Annotated in this window: 14 protein-coding genes and 1 pseudogene; 6 read left to right on the forward strand and 9 right to left on the reverse strand. The window is 68.4% G+C overall.

The genetic code is table 11. From position 1 onward, the window contains the following. Positions 1–229 precede the first annotated feature (229 nt). From KY49_RS17085 to KY49_RS17095, 4 genes are all read left to right on the forward strand, one after another. Positions 230–2,335: a TonB-dependent siderophore receptor gene (locus KY49_RS17085; protein ID WP_042585759.1), complete on the forward strand. Its 2,106-nt coding sequence runs from the start codon at positions 230–232 to the stop codon at positions 2,333–2,335. A 182-nt stretch (positions 2,336–2,517) separates the two neighbouring features. Then, positions 2,518–2,805 (forward strand): hypothetical protein, encoded by a 288-nt coding sequence (locus KY49_RS35810; RefSeq protein ID WP_080430387.1) that lies wholly within the window; start codon positions 2,518–2,520, stop codon positions 2,803–2,805. A gap of 200 nt (positions 2,806–3,005) precedes the next feature. Beyond that, positions 3,006–4,028, forward strand: a complete 1,023-nt coding sequence (locus KY49_RS17090; protein WP_042585760.1) for a MerR family transcriptional regulator — start codon at positions 3,006–3,008, stop codon at positions 4,026–4,028. A gap of 53 nt (positions 4,029–4,081) precedes the next feature. After that, positions 4,082–4,939 carry an alpha/beta fold hydrolase gene (locus KY49_RS17095; protein ID WP_080402308.1) on the forward strand — a complete coding sequence of 286 codons (858 nt, stop codon included), beginning with the start codon at positions 4,082–4,084 and terminating at the stop codon, positions 4,937–4,939. Between the two features lie 125 nt (positions 4,940–5,064). Here KY49_RS17095 and KY49_RS17100 read toward each other — a convergent pair whose 3' ends face one another. The 6 genes from KY49_RS17100 to xylA all read right to left on the reverse strand — a co-directional run bounded on the left by KY49_RS17100 (position 5,065) and on the right by xylA (position 12,113). Further along, complete coding sequence (locus KY49_RS17100) at positions 5,065–5,394, reverse strand: hypothetical protein (RefSeq protein ID WP_042585762.1); 330 nt, start codon at positions 5,392–5,394, stop codon at positions 5,065–5,067. A gap of 35 nt (positions 5,395–5,429) precedes the next feature. Beyond that, positions 5,430–6,629 carry a sugar ABC transporter permease gene (locus tag KY49_RS17105; RefSeq protein ID WP_042585763.1) on the reverse strand — a complete coding sequence of 400 codons (1,200 nt, stop codon included), beginning with the start codon at positions 6,627–6,629 and terminating at the stop codon, positions 5,430–5,432. Beyond that, positions 6,626–8,185, reverse strand: a complete 1,560-nt coding sequence (xylG, locus tag KY49_RS17110) for a D-xylose ABC transporter ATP-binding protein (protein ID WP_042585764.1) — start codon at positions 8,183–8,185, stop codon at positions 6,626–6,628. Before xylG ends, KY49_RS17105 begins: the two co-directional genes overlap by 4 nt. Positions 8,186–8,246: 61 nt before the next feature. Further along, positions 8,247–9,257 (reverse strand): D-xylose ABC transporter substrate-binding protein, encoded by a 1,011-nt coding sequence (xylF, locus tag KY49_RS17115; protein ID WP_042585765.1) that lies wholly within the window; start codon positions 9,255–9,257, stop codon positions 8,247–8,249. 50 nt (positions 9,258–9,307) lie between these two features. Continuing rightward, the gene (gene xylB / locus KY49_RS17120; protein WP_042585766.1) at positions 9,308–10,786 is read right to left on the reverse strand and encodes a xylulokinase; all 1,479 of its coding nucleotides are present in this window, start codon (positions 10,784–10,786) and stop codon (positions 9,308–9,310) included. Between the two features lie 4 nt (positions 10,787–10,790). Beyond that, positions 10,791–12,113, reverse strand: coding sequence for a xylose isomerase (xylA, locus tag KY49_RS17125; protein ID WP_042585767.1), 1,323 nt, complete (start codon positions 12,111–12,113; stop codon positions 10,791–10,793). 266 nt (positions 12,114–12,379) lie between these two features. Here xylA and KY49_RS17130 point away from each other — a divergent pair, with 266 nt between their 5' ends. Then, the gene (locus KY49_RS17130) at positions 12,380–13,573 is read left to right on the forward strand and encodes a XylR family transcriptional regulator (RefSeq protein WP_042585768.1); all 1,194 of its coding nucleotides are present in this window, start codon (positions 12,380–12,382) and stop codon (positions 13,571–13,573) included. Between the two features lie 150 nt (positions 13,574–13,723). Next, positions 13,724–14,617 (forward strand): annotated as a pseudogene (locus tag KY49_RS17135) (aldose epimerase family protein); the annotation flags it as partial. Here the strand turns inward: KY49_RS17135 and yjfF are convergent. The 3 genes from yjfF to KY49_RS17150 are packed head-to-tail and all read right to left on the reverse strand — an operon-like array spanning position 14,564 to position 18,278. Continuing rightward, positions 14,564–15,730, reverse strand: coding sequence for a galactofuranose ABC transporter, permease protein YjfF (gene yjfF / locus KY49_RS17140; protein WP_231636446.1), 1,167 nt, complete (start codon positions 15,728–15,730; stop codon positions 14,564–14,566). The pseudogene KY49_RS17135 and the gene yjfF overlap by 54 nt on opposite strands. After that, positions 15,727–16,767 carry an ABC transporter permease gene (locus KY49_RS17145; RefSeq protein ID WP_042585770.1) on the reverse strand — a complete coding sequence of 347 codons (1,041 nt, stop codon included), beginning with the start codon at positions 16,765–16,767 and terminating at the stop codon, positions 15,727–15,729. The genes yjfF and KY49_RS17145 overlap by 4 nt, the downstream gene beginning before the upstream one ends. Continuing rightward, on the reverse strand, positions 16,764–18,278 hold the full coding sequence (locus tag KY49_RS17150; RefSeq protein ID WP_042585771.1) for a sugar ABC transporter ATP-binding protein: 1,515 nt from the start codon (positions 18,276–18,278) through the stop codon (positions 16,764–16,766). The genes KY49_RS17145 and KY49_RS17150 overlap by 4 nt, the downstream gene beginning before the upstream one ends. Between the last annotated feature and the right edge of the window lie 37 nt (positions 18,279–18,315).

An 18,315-nucleotide genomic window follows, 5' to 3' on the forward strand; every position in this document is an offset into this window, starting at 1 on the left:
CTTTTCACGCCAGATCCCGACCCTATGAAGCACGCCTGATTCGCAACCGTCGGTCCGCACCCAACCGATAGCGATAAAAATTCCCGCTCACCCACGGCCGCCGCATCGGTAGCCGGCCGCTTCGCGTCACACGCAACACCACGACTTTACGATTGCAAATGCCTCTCATTTGCATTAAATTTCCGCGCGAATGTACTGTTTGGAACACAGACCACATCAAGGGACGGGTATGAGCAGGAAGAACTGGGCGGCCGCACCGATGGCCATCGTCGTCGGCACGGCCGGCCTGAGCGCCGCCGATGCGCAGGAGTTGTCGCTGCCCGCCATCGAGATCTCGGGGCAGCGCGCGAGCGCGCCGTTTCGCGCGCCCGAATCGACGAGCGCGACGCGCACCGAAACCGACGTGATGGAGATTCCGTTCGCGGTCAGCAGCGTCGACACGAAGCTGATCCAGACGGTGGCCGCGACGCGCGGCGAAGACCTGTACGACTGGGTCGCGGGCGTCGCGCGGCAGAACAACTTCGGCGGGCTGTGGGACAACTACGCGGTGCGCGGCTTTGCCGGCGACGGCAACACGTCCGGCACCGACTACCTCGTCAACGGCTTCTCGTGGAATCGCGGGATGAGCGTGCCGCGCGACACCGCGACGCTCGAACGCATGGAAGTGCTCAAGGGGCCCGCGTCCGCGCTGTACGGCCGCGGCGATCCGGGCGGGCTCATCAGCTACACGACGAAGCAGCCGCAGTTCGCGCGCTCGAACACCGTCGGCGTGTCGGCCGGCAGCTACGGCGCGTTGCGCCAGACGCTCGATTCGACCGGCCCCGTCACGAAGTCGCTCGCGTACCGCTTCATCGCGATGAACGAGGACAACGGCAGCTTCCGCGACACGGTGTCGAGCAAGCGCTACCTGTTCGCGCCGTCGTTCACGTGGGACATCGGCGCGGACACGACGCTGCACTACGAATTCGAAACCGTCCGCCAGCGCGCGCCGCTCGATCGCGGCGTGGTGGCGGTGGGCGGGCAGCTCGGCGCGATCCCCGCGTCGCGCTTCCTCGGCGAGCCGCGCGACGGCGACTACGACGTGCGCAACTCGGGCCACCAGTTCACGCTCGAACATCGCTTCAACGCGGACTGGTCGATCAACGCCGGCTTCGCGCAGCGCGACACCGACCTGTCCGGACGCTCGTCCGAAGCGTTCGCGCTGCAGCCGGACGGCCGCACGCTGTGGCGCCGCTACCGCCAGGTCGCGTTTCACTCGAACGACTTGCAGGGCCGCCTGGAAACGACCGGCAAGTTCCGCACGGGCGGCATCGCTCACACGCTCGTGATGGGCGTCGATGCATATCGCTTCAACTACGACCAGTTCGTCGCGCGCTCGACGCCGACCGCCGCCGCGCCGTACGCGATCGACATCTTCGCTCCGGTCTACGGCCAGCCGGCGCCCGTGCCGCGCACCGCGACCAGCCTGCTCGAGCGCGACGACGGTCAGGGCGTCTACGCGCAGGACACGCTGGCGTTCGGGCCGCACTGGAAAATCCTCGCCGGGCTGCGCTGGGATCGCTTCCACCAGTCTGTCGAGAACCGCCTGAAGGGTGTCACGAGCAGCCAGTTGCAGACCGCGTTGAGTCCGCGCATCGGCGTCGTGTATGAAATGAGCCCCGCGCTGTCGCTGTATGCGAACACCGCGTATTCGTTCCGGCCGAACAACGGCGCCGACGTCACCGGCCGTGCGTTCGACCCGGAGAAAGGGCATGGCTACGAAGCCGGCGCGAAATGGGCCGGCGAGCGCTGGCTCGCGACCGTCGCGGCGTTCCACGTCACCAAGCGCAACGTGCTGACCGCCGATCCGGCGAATGCCGGCTTCTCGCGTGCGGCCGGCGAGGTGCGCAGCCGCGGCGTCGAATTCGAATGGAACGGCGACCTGGGTCACGGCATGCGCGGCATCGTCAACCTTGCGTACGTCGATGCCGAGGTCACGCGCGATACCGTGCTGACGCCCGGCGCACGCCTCGTCGACATTCCGCGGCTGAGCGGCAGCGCGCTGCTCATGTACGAAACCGCGCTGCCGTTCGCGGACAAGGCCGGTGCGGGCGCGGGCGTGATCTATGTCGGGCGCCGCGCCGGCAACACGGCGAACACGCAGGACGGCTTCGAACTGCCCGCCTATGCGACCGTGCAGCTCAACGGCTACGTGCAGGTCAACAAGCACCTGCGTGCGTCGATGGTGCTGAACAACCTGTTCAATCGCACCACCTACGTCAGCTCCTACAACAGCCTGTGGGTCACGCCGGGCGCGCCGCGCAGCCTGTTCGCGTCGCTCGCCTACGCGTTCTGATTCGATTCGGTTTCCTGACGGGCATCGCCCGTCAGGCGCCGAAGAGGATCGCGTCGATCGTCGAGCTCGCGACGCGCTTTCGCACAGATATTGACAAATTTCACACACTTTCCGCGCAACAAATTCGCTAGGATCATTGCACTGATTTTCCAATTCATATTTTCGGCAAGGAACAGTGACAAATGAAGAAACCTATCCGACATGCAACTATGGCGTTTGCGCTTTTGATCATCGCGCAGCTTGCGAACGCACAAGCCACTGCTGACAAACCACAATCCGATGGCGCTCTGCCAGCGACGCTACCTCAACCGGATTACTCTTCGCAGCGCGTGAAAGTCGGTTTGTCGAGCAAAGAAACGACGCTCGTTCTTCCGTGGTTCGTCGAGGAACTGATCGCGACGGCCAACACCAGCAAATCACTGGATGAAGCGGCCAGTGATTATGCGGGGCGCTTAAAGCGCGGCCTTTAACCCATTATCTGTCGTCAAGTCCTCGAATAGGTTGACAGCAGCCAGACGCCAGAACGCCCGATGCACTGCATCGGGCGTTTTCTATTTCAGGGCGGTCACCCTTTGCAGGGTTTGACGGCCGATTGTCCGATGGGATAATCCATCATCGCCGTCCTGCACGACGGATATCCGCCATATTTTGCATTATCGACGGAGTCTATATGCCATTAACGGTTGGCATGCTTGCGCGGCGTTGCGGCATTACCGTCCGCGCATTGCACTATTACGATCAGACAGGCCTGCTGAAGCCGATCGGCCGCTCCACGTCGGGCTACCGGTTGTACGACGAAGCCAGTGTGTCGACGATCAGGACGATTCAAGCGCTGCGTGGCCTGGGGCTGACACTAGACGCGATTGCCCAGATGCTGCGCAACCGGCAGATCGCGTTGGCGGAAGTGATTGCCGAGAGCCGGCTTGCAATCGACGCCGAGCTGGCAAGGTTGAATACGCTGAACGAGCGGCTCGGCGTGCTGCAAGCCGCCTGCGATTCCGGCGTGACCTGGCTTGATGCGGATTGGCCGGAAACGCTCGCGTTGCTCGAGCGATATCGCGCACATTTCAACACGGCCGAGATTGCGAAGATCCTCGCGCGCTGGAAGGACATGGAAGCGGCCTTGTCGGCATTATTTGCGGACGTGCGCGACGCAATGGATCGGCATGTCCCGCCCGCCTCCGGCGAAGCGCAGAAGCTCGCGTATCGCTGGCTTGCCGCCGCGATGCAATGGATGGACGGCGACATCGCCATCGCGCGGCGCTGGCGGCAGTTGCATGACGGCGCGGCGCCGGCCCCCGACCACACAGGGCTCGATCGGACAGTGATCGCCTACATCGAGCAGGCGACCCGTCTGCATGTGGCGGCCTGGCGGCGCCACCTGACGGAAGAGGACATCCAACGCCTCGACAAGACGCTGTCGGCGGAATGGATCACACTCGGTGCAGACGTCAGACGGGCAATCGCTTGCGGCGCAGACAATGGAGACGCCTCCGCGCTCGCGAGCCGTTGGCACGCGCTGCTCGAGCGAACGACGCACGGCGACGTCGCGTTACGCGGCAAGCTGCTACGGGCACTGCATGATGAGCCGATTCTGCAAGCGGGCCATCCGATGGGTCCCGACGTACTCGCATGGCTTCAACGTCAGGGAGCCGCCGTTGTATATGACGGCAACGTTGAGACTGGCGCTTGACCCTCACGTGGACGTCAGGGTTCATGCTGGCGCCTTTTCACCGGAGGTAGCGCATGAATCTCATACCGGACGAATCGAACCCGTTCCGGATCGGTGCTCGTCCCGTTCGAACGATGCAGCTGGACGGCGGCATCCTGGCCGCACAGGTGGGTAGCGAACCGCCAGCGGTCATCGTCCTGAACGGCGGACAAGCATTCGTCTCGAAGACGACCTCGCATCGGCTGCGGCGCGACCTGCGCCGCGTCGCCGGGATTTTGCCGCCCGACACGCCATTCGTACTGCTCGGGTATCCTGACGAGCCCGGTACGCAATACCGAATCGCCGACATCGTGGAGCATATCGCGCGCGGCATCGCCACGCATTGGCGGTGCACGACGCTCATCGGCATCTCGTTCGGAGGCGTCGTAGCGGCGCGCCTCGCGGCCGCCCATCCGGAACGCGTCTCACGACTCGGGCTGGTTTCGAGTGCGCATCGCCTTGCGCCGGACGGCTGCCGGCTCATCGAGCAGCAAATCGCTCATACGACCCGCTCCGATTACGTCCGTCTGCTCGAAACGATGTCCGGATGCTTCCGCGCGGGCTGGCGCAACATGCTCCTGCGCGCGGCACTGCTGAGTCGACGCCGCCATGTCGCGTCATCGGTCAACGAACGACACGTCATTGTCCGCACCCTGCGCGCATTGCGTGACGACGCACGCGACGACTCGCCGTGGCCCCGGCGGATCCGCGCAGATACGTTGATCGTCGGTGGCGCCGACGACCCGATTTTCGCCGAGGCGGCGCTCGAAACTTCCGCGTGGGTGCCGTCGGTGACCCATCATGCGCTGCCGGGCGAAGGGCATATGGTGATGATCGAGCGCCGGAAGCAGGTTGCGCGACTCGTTCGGAACTGGCTCGAGCCGCGGTCTTGATTTTCGCGTCCAACGTGTACGCCTGCGCACGATCGATCCGGTGATATCCCCGAGACTATGCCACTGTCATGGCATCGCACCCGCCCGCAACGGCTGCTGCCGGAGGCCGAACGATACGGCGCGCGTCAGCGCGCACCGATAGGGACGACCTCGCTCACGGCGTCGCCGTATCGCTCCGCCCGCTCGACGACACGCGCCAGCCGAATGATGTCGGTCAGCGCGAAATCGCTCGCATCGGGCCTCGGCCGGTCGCGCTCGTCCGCCATGCGCATCGCGAACGCGAGCGCTTCGGAGCGCTCCCGCAGCAGCGCGCGCAGCGCATCCGCGATGACGCGGCGGTCGCGCGGATCGCCCAGGCCGAGCACCGGCTCGTGGTCCTGTTCGACGTGCGGCTGCGCGAGCGGCGCGGCCGCCGGCATCGAGATGCCGGGCACGGGAACCGTGTTCCGTTTCATGTCTTCCCCCCGTTGACCTGCAACTGGGCGCCGCCTCACCGCCGGTTCGACCGCGACACCACGTCGATCCACACCGCCAGCACCAGCACCGCGCCCTTGACGATCATCTGCCAGTACGCGTCGACGTCCAGCATCGACATGCCGTTGTCGAGGCTCGCCATCACGAGCGCGCCGATCAGCGCGCCATGCACGGTGCCCGAGCCGCCGCGCATCGACGTGCCGCCGATGAAGCACGCGGCGATCGCGTCGAGTTCGCCCATCGTGCCGGCGGACGGCGAGCCGGCCGCGAGCCGCGCGGTGTTCACGATGCCGGCGAACGCGCACATCAGCCCCATCAGCGCGAAGATCGCGAGCTTCACGCGATCGGTATCGACGCCCGACAGCCGCGTCGCCTCGAGATTCGAGCCGACCGCGTAGATGCGCCGGCCGAACACGGTCTGCGTCGCGATCCACGAGAAGATGCCGAGCAGCGCGAGCAGCAGCAGCACCGGCACCGGAATGCCGCCGTAGCGGTCCAGCGTCGCGACGAACGCGAACAGCACCGCGCCCGCGCCCGCGATCTTCACGACGTCCTGCCACAACGGCGCGACCGCGAGCCGGTAGCGGCGCCGCGTGCCGCGCTGCCGCACGACCAGCAGCACGACGAGCGCGAACAGCAGCAGCGCAAGGCCGTCGCCCGCCATGCGCGGCAGGTAGCCCTGCCCGAGGAACACGAAGCCGTCGGACACCGGCGCGATCGTCGAGCCGCCCGTCACGCCGAGCAGGATCCCGCGAAACGCGAGCATCCCGCCGAGCCCGACGATGAACGACGGCACGCGCCGGTAGGTCGACCACCAGCCGTTGAAGAGCCCGACCAGCACGCCGAGCGCGAGCACGGCAGGGACCGTCGCGACGACCGGCCAGTGGCGGTTCACGTCGAGGATCGCCGCGACGCCGCCGAGCAGCCCGAGCAGCGAGCCGACCGACAGGTCGATCTCGCCCGCGATGATCACGAACACCATCCCGCACGCGAGCATGCCGGTGATCGACATCTGCCGCAGCAGGTTCGACACGTTGCGCGGCGTGACGAACGCGCCGTCGGTCAGCACCGAGAAGAACACCCAGATCGCCGCGACCGCGAACAGCAGCGCAAGGATCTTGTAGCGCACGAACACCTGGCGAAGCTGACGACGCGTTGGACGATGTGCTTCTGCGTCCGGCGTCACCGGCGTAGAGGAAGAAAGTTCGGAGTTCATATCGCACTCGCTGCGGTGGGTTCGGTCGGCCGCCGGCCGGCTTGCAGCGCGGCGCCGAGGATCTGTTCCTGCGTGAGGCCGTCGTTGGCGAAATCGCCGCGCAGCTCGCCTTCGCCGATCACCAGCACGCGGTCGGCGAGGCCGAGCACCTCGGGCAGTTCCGACGACACGACGATCACCGCGACGCCGCGCTTCGCGAGCGCGAACACGAGGCGGTAGATCTCCGCCTTCGCGCCCACGTCGACGCCGCGCGTCGGCTCGTCGAGAATCAGCACCTGCGGCTCGGCCAGCAGCATCTTCGCGAGCACGGCCTTCTGCTGGTTGCCGCCGGACAGGCTCGCGATCGGCAGGAACGGATGCGCGGCGCGCACCGACAGCCGCTGCATCTCGGTGCGGATCGCGTCCAGCTCGGCGGCCGCGTCGATCCGCCCGCGCGCCGCGAAACGGCGCAGCACCGCCAGCGTGATGTTGTGGCCGACGCCGAGCTGCGGCACGATGCCGTGGCGCTTGCGGTCCTCCGGCACCATCGCGATGCCGGCGCGAATCGCGTCGGCCGGCGAGCGGATCGCAAGCGGCCGGCCGTTCATCAGCACGGTTGCCGTGCTCACGCCCGGATACGCGCCGAAGATCGCCTGCATCAGCTCGGTGCGGCCCGCGCCGACGAGCCCGGCGACGCCGAGGATCTCGCCGCGCCGCACGCTGAACGACACGTCGTCGACGCGCTTGCGGCGCGGGTTCGTCACGTCGCGACAGGTCACGTGGCGGGCTTCCAGCACGACGTCGCCGATCTCGTGCGGCTCGCGCGGATACAGGTCGCGGATCTCGCGGCCGACCATCATCGCGATGATCCGGTCGGTGCTCAGCGCACGCATCGGCTCCGTCGCGACATGGCGGCCGTCGCGGATCACGGTCACCGTGTCGCACACGGCCTCGACCTCGTCGAGCTTGTGCGAGATGTACACGCACGCGACGCCGCGGCGCTTCAGGCCGCGCACGATGTCGAGCAGGATTCGCGTCTCGGCCGCGCTCAGCGACGACGACGGCTCGTCGAGGATCAGCAGCTTCGCGCGCTTGTTCAGCGCCTTCGCGATCTCGATCAGCTGCTGGTGGCCGCCGCCGTAGTTCATCACCGGCTGCGCGACGTTGATCGCGTCGATCCGCAACTCGCGCAGCAGTTCCTCCGCACGCTGGACCATCGCCGCGTAATGCATGCGCCCGCCCGGCAGCGTGATCTCGTTGCCGAGGAAGATGTTCTCGGCCACCGACAGTTCCGGCACGAGCATCAGCTCCTGGTGGATGATCACGATGCCCGCGCGCTCGGTGTCGCGCACGCCGGAAGCGACGAGCGGCGCGCCTTCCCAGCGGATCTCGCCATCCCACGTGCCGTGCGGATAGACGCCCGACAGCACCTTCATCAGCGTCGATTTGCCCGCGCCGTTCTCGCCGCACAGGCCGACGCACTCGCCGGGCCGCACGGTCAGGTCGATTCCGTCGAGCGCCTTCACGCCGTCGAAATCCTTGACGATGCCGCGCATCGTCAGCAAGGGTTCGGTCATGCCTTCATGTCTCGCGATAGGCGGGCGGCCGCACCGGCGGCCGCCCGCGTGCGTTGCGCCGTTACTGGCTCGCCAGTTGCGCCTGGGTATAGAAGCCGTCCTTCACGACGACGTCGACGTTGCGCTTCGTCAGCAGCGTCGGCTGCAGCAGCACCGTGTCGACCTTCTTCCTGCCGTTGTCGTATTGCGCGTTGAACGCGGGCTTCGCGCCCTTCGCGAGATCGACCGCGAGCTTCGCCGCTTCGCTCGCGATCAGCTTGAGCGGCTTGTAGACGGTCATCGTCTGCGTGCCGGCGATCACCCGCTTGACGGCCGCGAGGTCCGCGTCCTGCCCGGACACCGGCACCTTGCCGGCCAGGTGCTGCGCGGCGAGCGCCTGAATCGCGCCGCCCGCGGTGCCGTCGTTCGACGCGACGATCGCGTCGATCCGGTTGTTGTTTGCGGTCAGCGCATCTTCGACGATCCGCAGCGCGGTCGACGCGCTCCACTCGGGCACCCACTGCTGGCCGACGATCTTGATGTCGCCGCGATCGACCGCCGGCTTCAGCACCTTCAGCTGGCCTTCGCGCAGCATCTTCGCGTTGTTGTCGGTCGGCGCGCCGCCGAGCAGGAAATAGTTGCCCTTCGGCTTCGCATCGACGACACCCTGCGCCTGCAGCTCGCCGACCTTCTCGTTGTCGAACGAGATGTATGCATCGACGTCGGCGTCGAGGATCAGCCGGTCGTACGACACGACCTTGATGCCGGCCTTTCTCGCCTCGGCGACGACGTTGCCGAGCGTCTTCGAATTGAACGGCACGATCACGATCACGTCGACGCCGCGCGAGATCAGGTTCTCGATCTGCGAGATCTGCCGCGCCTCGCTCGCGTCCGCCGATTGAACGGAAACTTTCGCACCGAGCTTCGTCGCAGCGGCCACGAAATAGTCGCGATCGCGCGACCAGCGCTCGACGCGCAGGTCGTCGATGCAGAAGCCGATCTCCGGCTTGTCCTTGCTCGCATGCGCGAGCGGCGCGCATAGCGCGAGGGCCGCCAGCGCACTCAATACGGTACGACGCGTCACGGATTTCATATGTCTCCACTCCTCTTTATTGGACTGCTGCTACGGATGCCGGGCCCTGTTCACGCGCCGGCCGCGAACACCGGTTCGAGTGCGCGATACAGCGCGCGAAACGTCGGGCGCCGCGCGTCGCGATACCACGCGTGGCGCGCCATGTCGGGCTCGCGCACGGCGACGACGGGCGGCTGCGGGCACACGGCGTCGAGCGGCGCATCCGGTTCGAGCGCGAGATGCGCGAGCCGCGCGGCGCCGAGCGCCGGGCCGACTTCGCCGCCCGCGCGCAGCGTCAGCGCGCGGCCGCTCAGGTCGGCGAGCATCTGCGTCCAGTACGCGCTGCGCGAGCCGCCGCCGATCACGGTGATGCTTTCCGGCGCGAGCCCGGCCGCGTGCAGCGCGTCGATCCCGTCGAGCAGCGCGAAGCCGACGCCTTCGAGCGTCGCGTTCGCGAGATCCGCGCGCCGCGTGTCGGGCGTCAGCCCGTAGAACACGCCCTTCGCGTTCACGTCGTCGTGCGGCGTGCGCTCGCCGCTCAGGTAAGGCAGGAACCACGGGCGGTCCGCATGCGCGTTCGCCTCGGCGTCGGCGAGCAGCGCGGCGACGTCGTCATAGCCGGTGAGCTGCGCGGTGAAGTCGATGCAGCCGGCCGCGTTCAGCATCACCGACATCAGGTGCCACGTATCGGGCAACGCATGACAGAAGCTGTGCACCGCCGATTCGGGATTCGCGCGAAAGCCGTCCGACACCGCGAAATACACGCCCGACGTGCCGAGCGACAGCAGCGCATCGCCGGGTCGCACGATGCCCACGCCCACCGCGCCGGCCGCGTTGTCGCCGCCGCCGGCGACGACCGGAATCTCGGGCAGCCCGAGCGCACGCGCAACCGCCGGCAGCAGCGTGCCGGTGATGCGGTTGCCTTCGAACACCGCGGGCATCTGCGCGCGCGACAGCCCGCACGCGGCGAGCAGCGCGTCGTCGTAATCGCGCTTCGCGACGTCGAGCCACAGCGTGCCCGCCGCATCCGACGGATCGGTCGCGAATGCGCCGGTCAGCCGGTAGCGCAGATAGTCCTTCGGCAGCAGCACCTGCGCGATCCGCGCGAAGACGTCCGGCTCGTGCCGGCGCATCCACAGCAGTTTCGGCGCGGTGAAGCCCGGCATCGCGAGGTTGCCGGCGACGGCCCGCAGCGTCGGCGCCAGCCGCTCCAGTTCCTCGCACTCGGCATCCGCGCGGCCGTCGTTCCACAGGATCGCGGGGCGCAGCACGTCGCCGTGCGCATCGAGCAGCGTCGCGCCGTGCATCTGCCCGGTCAGGCCCAGCGCGCGAATCTCGCGCGGGTCGAGGCCGGCCGCACGCGCGTCGGCGACGAGCGCGTCGAGCGCGCCGCACGCCGCGTCCCACCAGTCGCGCGGCGCCTGTTCGGACCAGCGCGGCCGCGGCCGGCTCACGGTTAGCGGCCGGCTCGCGCTGGCCCGCACCGCGCCGTCGCGGTCGAGCAGCACGGCTTTCACGCCCGACGTGCCAAGATCGAGTCCGATGACCATGGCGTCAGCGCAGCCCGTAGATCGCCTGGTTCACGATGTTTTCGAGCCGCTCCTGCGCACCGCTCGCATGCTGCGGGTTCACGCCGCGCGCGAGCGCGTCGGCGGCAAGCGACTCCAGCGTATAGCCGCCCGCCAGGATCTCGCGGCCGAATGCGCTGTCCCACTGCGCATAGCGCTGCCGGCGCAGCGCGTCGAGCCGGTCGTTCTCGACCAGCACCGCCGCGCGTTCGAGCGCGAGCGCGAGCACGTCGATCGCGCCGACGTGGCCGTGGAACAGGTCTTCCGGATCGACGCTCTGGCGGCGCACCTTCGCGTCGAAGTTCATGCCGCCGGTGGTAAAGCCGCCGTGGCGCAGGATCTCGTAGAACGCGAGCGTCAGTTCCTCGACGCTGTTCGGAAACTGGTCGGTGTCCCAGCCGTTCTGCGGATCGCCGCGATTCGCATCGACGCTGCCGAACACGCCGAGCGCGAACGCGTTCGCGATCTCGTGATGGAACGAATGGCCGGCAAGTGTCGCGTGGTTCGCCTCGATGTTCACGCGAATCTCGTTCTGCAATCCGTATTGTGTGAGGAAGCCGTGCACGGTCGCGACGTCGTAGTCGTACTGGTGCTTGGTCGGCTCCTGCGGCTTGGGCTCGATCAGCAGCGCGCCGTTGAAGCCGATCCGGTGCTTGTGCTCGACGACCATCGACAGAAAGCGGGCGAACTGCTCGCGCTCGCGCACGAGATCGGTATTGAGCAGCGTCTCGTACCCTTCGCGTCCGCCCCACAGCACGTAGTTCTCGCCGCCGAGCCGATGTGTCGCGTCGAGCGCGTGGCGCACCTGGGTGGCCGCCCACGCGAACACCTCGGGGTTCGGGTTGGTCGCCGCGCCCGCCGCGAAGCGTGGATGCGAGAACAGGTTCGCGGTGCCCCACAGCAGCCGCACGCCCGTCGCCTGCTGACGCTCGCCGAGGTAGTCGCTCATCCGCGCGAAGTTCTCGACGTACTCGCGCAGGCTGTCGCCCTCCGGCGCAACGTCGGTGTCGTGGAACGTATAGAACGGCGTGCCGAGCTTCGTGAAGAACTCGAACGCCGCATCGGCCTTCTGCCGCGCGCGCTCGAGCGGGTCGCCCGGCTGCTGCCACGGCCGCCGGAATGCGCCCTGGCCGAAGATGTCGTGGCCCGGCCACACGAACGTGTGCCAATAGCACACGGCGATCCGCAGGTGCTCCTCGAGCGTCTTGCCGAGCACCCGCTTCGTTCGGTCGTAATACCGGTAGGCAAGCGGGTTGTCCGATTGCGGACCTTCGTAGCGAATCGCGGGAATCTGTTCGAAATACGACATGGCGTCTCCGTCCGGTTTCTTGTTGCGGTGCGGCGCGCATCGCGATGGCGCGCGCCGGATTCGATCTGGCTGGATCGTGCCCGCCCCCAACCGCGCCCGCAATTGCGAAATTGCGCAGCACGCTTAACGTTTCTTGCCAGCACGCTGCGCACGGCGCGCGTTCCGTCCTACAATCGCCGACAACAGAAACGAGCACCGCGCGGCCCTGCCCGCGCGCCCCGGAGACAACGGCGCGACGCCCGGACGGCGCGCGCCACGAGACCGAGATGACCCGCGCCCCTTCCACCCAGACGCCGCATCGCATCGCGCTGCTGTTCAACGCCAACAAGGTCTACGACCGCGAGATCATCAGCGGCATCGGCCAGTACCTGCGCTCGACGCGCGTGGTATGGGACCTGTTCCTCGAAGACGATTTCCGCTGCCGGCTCGCCGGCATCGAGCACTTCGATGGCGACGGCATCATCGCGGACTTCGACGATCCGGCCGTCGCCGACGCGCTCGCCGGCTCGCCGCTGCCGATCGTCGCGCTCGGCTCGTCGTACGAGGACCCGGCGCAGTATCCGGACGGCGTGCCGTATATCGCGACCGACAACGCAAAGCTCGTGTCGCTCGCCTACACGCACCTGATCGGCGCCGGGCTGGCGCACTTCGCGATGTACAGCCTGCCCGTCGCGCAGCAGAACCGCTGGGCGCAGCAGCGCGAGCTCGCGTTCGACCGGCTCGCGCGCGCGGACGGGCTCGACGCGCCGATCTACCGCGGGCTGTCGACGAGCGCATCGGGGTGGAATCACGCGATCGAGCAGCTGATCGGCTGGCTGCACGCACTGCCGAAGCCCGTCGGCGTGATCGCGGTGACCGACGCGCGTGCGCGGCACCTGCTGCAGGCATGCCTGATCGCCGGCCTCGCGGTGCCGGAGCAGGTCGCGATCATCGGCATCGACAACGACCCGCTCACGCGCACGCTGACGCGCATTCCGCTGTCTTCCGTCATCCAGGGCACCGAGGAAATGGGCCGCACCGCCGCGCATCTGCTGCACCAGATGCTGCGCGGCGCGCGTTTTTCCGACCGGCGGATCCTGGTGCCGCCGGTCGGGATCAACGTGCTCGAATCGACCCGCCACCAGCCGCTCGCGAGCCCGCACGTGATGCGCGCACGCCACTTCATTCGCCAGTACGCGTGCCAGGGCATCAAGACCGAGCAGGTCGCCGACTACGTCGGCGTGTCGCGCTCGCTGCTCGAAGAGCACTTCCGGCGCGAACTGCAGCGCACCGTGCACCAGGAAATCCTGCGCCACAAGCTCGAAGCGGCGCAGGCGCTGCTCGCGAGCAGGCAGGCGTCGAGCGCCGAGGTCGCGATCCGCTGCGGGTTTACGTCGCTGCAATACATGTATGCGGTGTTCCGGCGCGAGCTGGGCTGCACGCCGCGCGAATACCAGGACCGCGCGCCCGCCGCGCATTGAAGCCCGCCGTTCACATCGAATCCGCCCATGCACATCGATACCGATTCCCCCCGCCTGACGCCCGGCGTCGCACGCGTGCAGTCCGAGCCGTGGGGCACGCTGCCCGACGGCGACGCGGTGCGGCGCTACACGCTGCGCAACGCGCACGGGATGCGCGTCGTCGTCAGCGACCTCGGCGCGACCGTCGTGTCGTGGCTCGCGCCCGACCGCACCGGACGCTTCGCCGATATCGTGCTCGCGCACGATACGCCCGCCGAATATGTCGAATCGGGCGTCTACCTCGGCGCGACGATCGGCCGCTGGGCGAACCGGATCGCCGGCGCGCGCTTCACGCTCGACGGCGTCGACTACCTGCTCGATTGCAACGAGAACGGCAATCTGCTGCACGGCGGCGCGAGCGGCTTTCACCGCCAGCGCTGGGAAGTCGTCGACGACTGCGGCGGGCTGACGCTGCGGCTCGATTCGCCCGAAGGCGACGCGGGCTTTCCGGGCAACGTGAGCGTGCAGGTTCGCTACGCGCTCGACGACGACGGCACGCTGACGATCGACTACACCGGCGTCGCCGATGCGCCGTCGCCGCTCAACCTCACGAATCACAGCTACTTCAACCTCAGCGGCCGCGCGGGCAGCGACGTGCGCGGCCACGTGCTGAGCATCGACGCCGACGCGTTCCTCGAAGTCGACGACGCGCTGATCCCGACCGGCGCCGCGGACGTGACCGGCACGGCTTTCGATTTCCGGCAGAGCGCGCCGCTCGGCGCGCGCCTCGACTGGCCGCATGCGCAACTCACGCGGGCGCGCGGCTTCGATCACTGCTTCGTGCTGCGCGACGGCGCGGGTGCGGTCAGGCCGGTCGCGCGCATCTACGATCCGGAAAGCGGCCGCGAACTCGCCGTATCGACCGATCAGCGCGGCCTGCAGCTCTATACGGGCAACTATCTGGACGGCGTGCGCGTGAGCGGCGGCACGCGTTGCGCGCGACACGCCGCGCTATGCGTCGAAGCCGGCGGCTTTCCGGACCAGGTCAACATGGCCGACCTGCGCGACGACGTCATCCTGCGGCCGGGCGCGCTCTATCGTCAAACGACGACGTACCGGGTCGCGGTTCGCGCGTAGCGCGCGCCGGCCGCCTTCGACACGCGCCGGCCGCCGCAGCGCGCCGAGCCCCGTGCCGCCCGTGCGCCGCCGCGCCGCGTGCCGCTCGATGATCCGCTGCAGCAGGCAGAACACGCACAGCAGCGCGCCGATCACGATCCGCGTCCACCACGAGCTCAACGTGCCGTCGAACGTGATCAGCACCTGGATCGTGCCGAGGATGCCGACGCCGAACACCGAGCCGATCACGTAGCCCACGCCGCCGGTGAGCAGCGTGCCGCCGATCACGGTCGCGGCGATCGCGTCGAGCTCCATCCCCTGCGCCTGCAGCCCGTAGCCGGACAGCACGTACAGCGTGAACACCACGCCGCCGAGCGCCGAGCACAGCCCGCTCAGCGCATAGACGCCGATCTTCGTGCGCGCGACCGGCAACCCCATCAGCAGCGCCGAGCGCTCGTTGCCGCCGATCGCATACACGTTGCGGCCGAAGCGCGTGAAATGCGCGACGTGGATCGCGACGAACAAGGTTGCGAGCGCAACCAGCGCGCCCGCGCTCAGCGTGCCGCCGCCGAGCGGCACGCTGACGCCCGCGATCGCATGAAACGTCGGCTCGTTGATCGTGATCGACTGCGTCGTGATCAGGAAGCATGCGCCGCGCGCGAGGAACATCCCGGCCAGCGTGACGATGAACGGTTGCAGCCGGAAATAATGGATCAGCGCGCCCATCGCCGCGCCGTACAGCGCGCCGAACGCGAGCACGAGCGGCACGATGATCCACACGGGCCAGTGCAGCCGCTCGGCGCCGACCGCGCAGAAGATCGTCGTCAATGCGACGACCGAGCCGACCGACAGGTCGATGCCGCCCGACACGATCACGAACGTCATCCCGATCGCGACGATCAGCAGGAATGCGTTGTCGACGAGCAGGCCGGTGAGCACCTGCATCGAGAAGAAGCCCGTGTACATCACGGACCCGAAGCCGAACAGCGCGGCAAACAGCACGATCGTCACGACGATCGGCAGCGTGCGCGGATCGGCGAGCCGGCCAAGGAATCGGGTCATCGGGGCGTTGCTCCGTGGGTGGCGCGCGAACGCGCGGAAGGCAGCAGCCGCGACGCGTGGCGGACCAGGAGCGCACGCGCCGCGTCGGACTGGATCAGCGTCACGACGATCACGACGACCGCCTTGACGACCAGCGTCGCCTCCGGCGGCACGCCGATCGAATAGGTCGTATAGGTGAGCGTCTGGATGATCAGCGCGCCGAGCACGGAGCCCGCGAGGCTGAAGCGGCCGCCGAGCAGCGACGTGCCGCCGAGCGTCACCGCGAGGATCGCGTCGAGTTCGAGCAGCAGCCCCGCGTTGTTGCCGTCGGCGCTGCGCACGTTCGAGCTCGCGAGGATGCCGGCGAGCGCCGCCATCACGCCGGAGCACAGATACACGCCGAACACGACCGCGCCCGAGCGCAGCCCGACGAGCCGCGTCGCGACCGGGTTCACGCCGATCGCGCGGATGAACAGTCCGAGCGCCGTGCGGTTCACCAGCAGCGCGGTCGCGGCGATCGTCGCGAGCGCGATCCACACCGCGCACGGCACGGTCGCGAGATAGCCGCCGCCGAGCGCGAGGTAGCCGGGCGCGCCGATCGGGATGATCTGGCCGCCCGTCAGCAGTTGTGCGACGCCGCGGCCGGCCACCATCAGGATCAGCGTCGCGATGATCGGCTGCATCCCGACGAACGCGACGAGCAGGCCGTTCCACGCGCCGGCCAGCAGCCCGACGCCGAGCGCGGCGGCCAGCGCCGCGCCGACCTGCGACGGATCGCCTTCGAGCACGATCGCCGCGGCCGCGCCGGCGATCGCGACGATCGCGCCGACGGAAATGTCGATCCCGCGCGTCGCGATCACGAGCGTCATCCCGAGCGACACGATCACGAGCGGCGCCGCGCGGTTCAGGATGTCGATCGGCGCGCCGAACAGGTGGCCGTCGAGCAGCGCGATCGACAGGAAGCCCGGGCGATGCGCGACGTCGAGCGCGAACAGCAGCGCGAGCGTCAGCACCGGCCACGCGAGCGGGTGACGAAACAGCGTGCGCACACGCGTCATGACTGGCCTCCTGCGATCAATCGGTACACCTGTTCTTCGGAAGCGTCGGCGCCGCTCAGTTCCGCCACCTTGCGCCGGTCGCGCAGCACCGCGATCCGGTGGCTCACGCGCACGACCTCGCCGATCTCCGACGAGATGAACAGGATCGCGAGCCCTTGCGCGCACAGTGCGAGCACGCGCTCCATGATGTCGAATTTCGCGGCGACGTCGATGCCGCGCGTCGGCTCGTCGAGGATCAGCAGCTTCGGGGCCGTCGCGAGCCAGCGCGCGAGCAGCACCTTCTGCTGGTTGCCGCCCGACAGCAGGCCGATCGGCTGCTCCGCGTCGCGCGCCTGGATGCCGAGCCGCGCGATATACGTGTCGGCGATCTCGCGCTGGCGCGCGCGCCCGATCAGGCGCCACCAGCCGCGCCGCGCCTGCAGCGCGAGGATGATGTTCTCGCGGATCGACAGCGCGGCGACGATGCCCTCCTTCTTGCGGTCCTCGGGGCAATACGCGATCCCGTGCCGGACCGCATCGTGCGGCGAAGCCAGCCGCTTGCGCGCGCCGTCGATCTCGATCGCGCCGGTGTCGGTGCGCTCCGCGGCGAACGCGAGCCGCGCGGTTTCGGTGCGCCCCGAGCCGAGCAGCCCGGCGAGCCCGACGATCTCGCCGGGCCGCACGTCGAGATCGAGCGCGCTCATCATCCCGCGCCGGCCGACCTGCTGCATCGACAGGAACGGCGTGGCCGCGCCGGCGGCGGGAACGGCCGCCGCCGCCCCCGCACGCAGCGCGTCGGACATCCGCTCGCGGCCGGTCATCTTCGCGACCAGCGCATCGACCGGCAGGTCGCGCGCCAGGTACTCGCCTTCGCGCTCGCCGTTGCGCATCACGGTGATCCGGTCGGACACCGCATAGGTCTGCTCGAGGAAATGCGTGACGAACAGGATCGCGATGCCCGACGCCTTCAGCCGGCGCAGCACGTCGAACAGCCGCGCGACCTCGCCGTCGTCGAGGCTCGAGGTCGGCTCGTCGAGTATCAGCACGCGCGCGTCGACCGACACGGCGCGCGCGATCGCGACCATCTGCTGCACGGCGATCGGATACGCGTCGAGCGAGCGCGTGACGTCGAGCGACAGGTCGAGTTCGGCGAGCGCCGCGCGCGAGCGAGCATGGATCGCTTTCCAGTCGATCGCGCCGCGCCGCATCGGCTGCCGGCCCGCGAAGATGTTCTCGGCGACCGACAGGTTCGCGCACAGATTCACTTCCTGGTAGAGCGTCTGGATGCCGGACGCCTCGGCTTCGCGCGGCGCCGCGAAGCGCACGGGCGCGCCGCCGACGCGAATCTCGCCCGCGTCGTGCGCATGCACGCCGGTGAGCACGTTGATCAGCGTCGACTTGCCCGCGCCGTTCTGGCCCATCAGCGCGTGGATCTCGCCCGGAAACAGCCGGAAGCTCACGCGCTGCAGCGCGCGAACGCCCGGAAACGCCTTGTCGATGTCGATCATCTCGACCACCGGCGGATGCGTCATGAACCCTCCCTCGAAGCGGTTGCCGTCCGGGCGGTCG

The organism is Burkholderia sp. MSHR3999, from assembly GCF_000833595.1.
In the GTDB taxonomy this organism is placed as follows: Bacteria; Pseudomonadota; Gammaproteobacteria; order Burkholderiales; family Burkholderiaceae; genus Burkholderia; species Burkholderia ubonensis.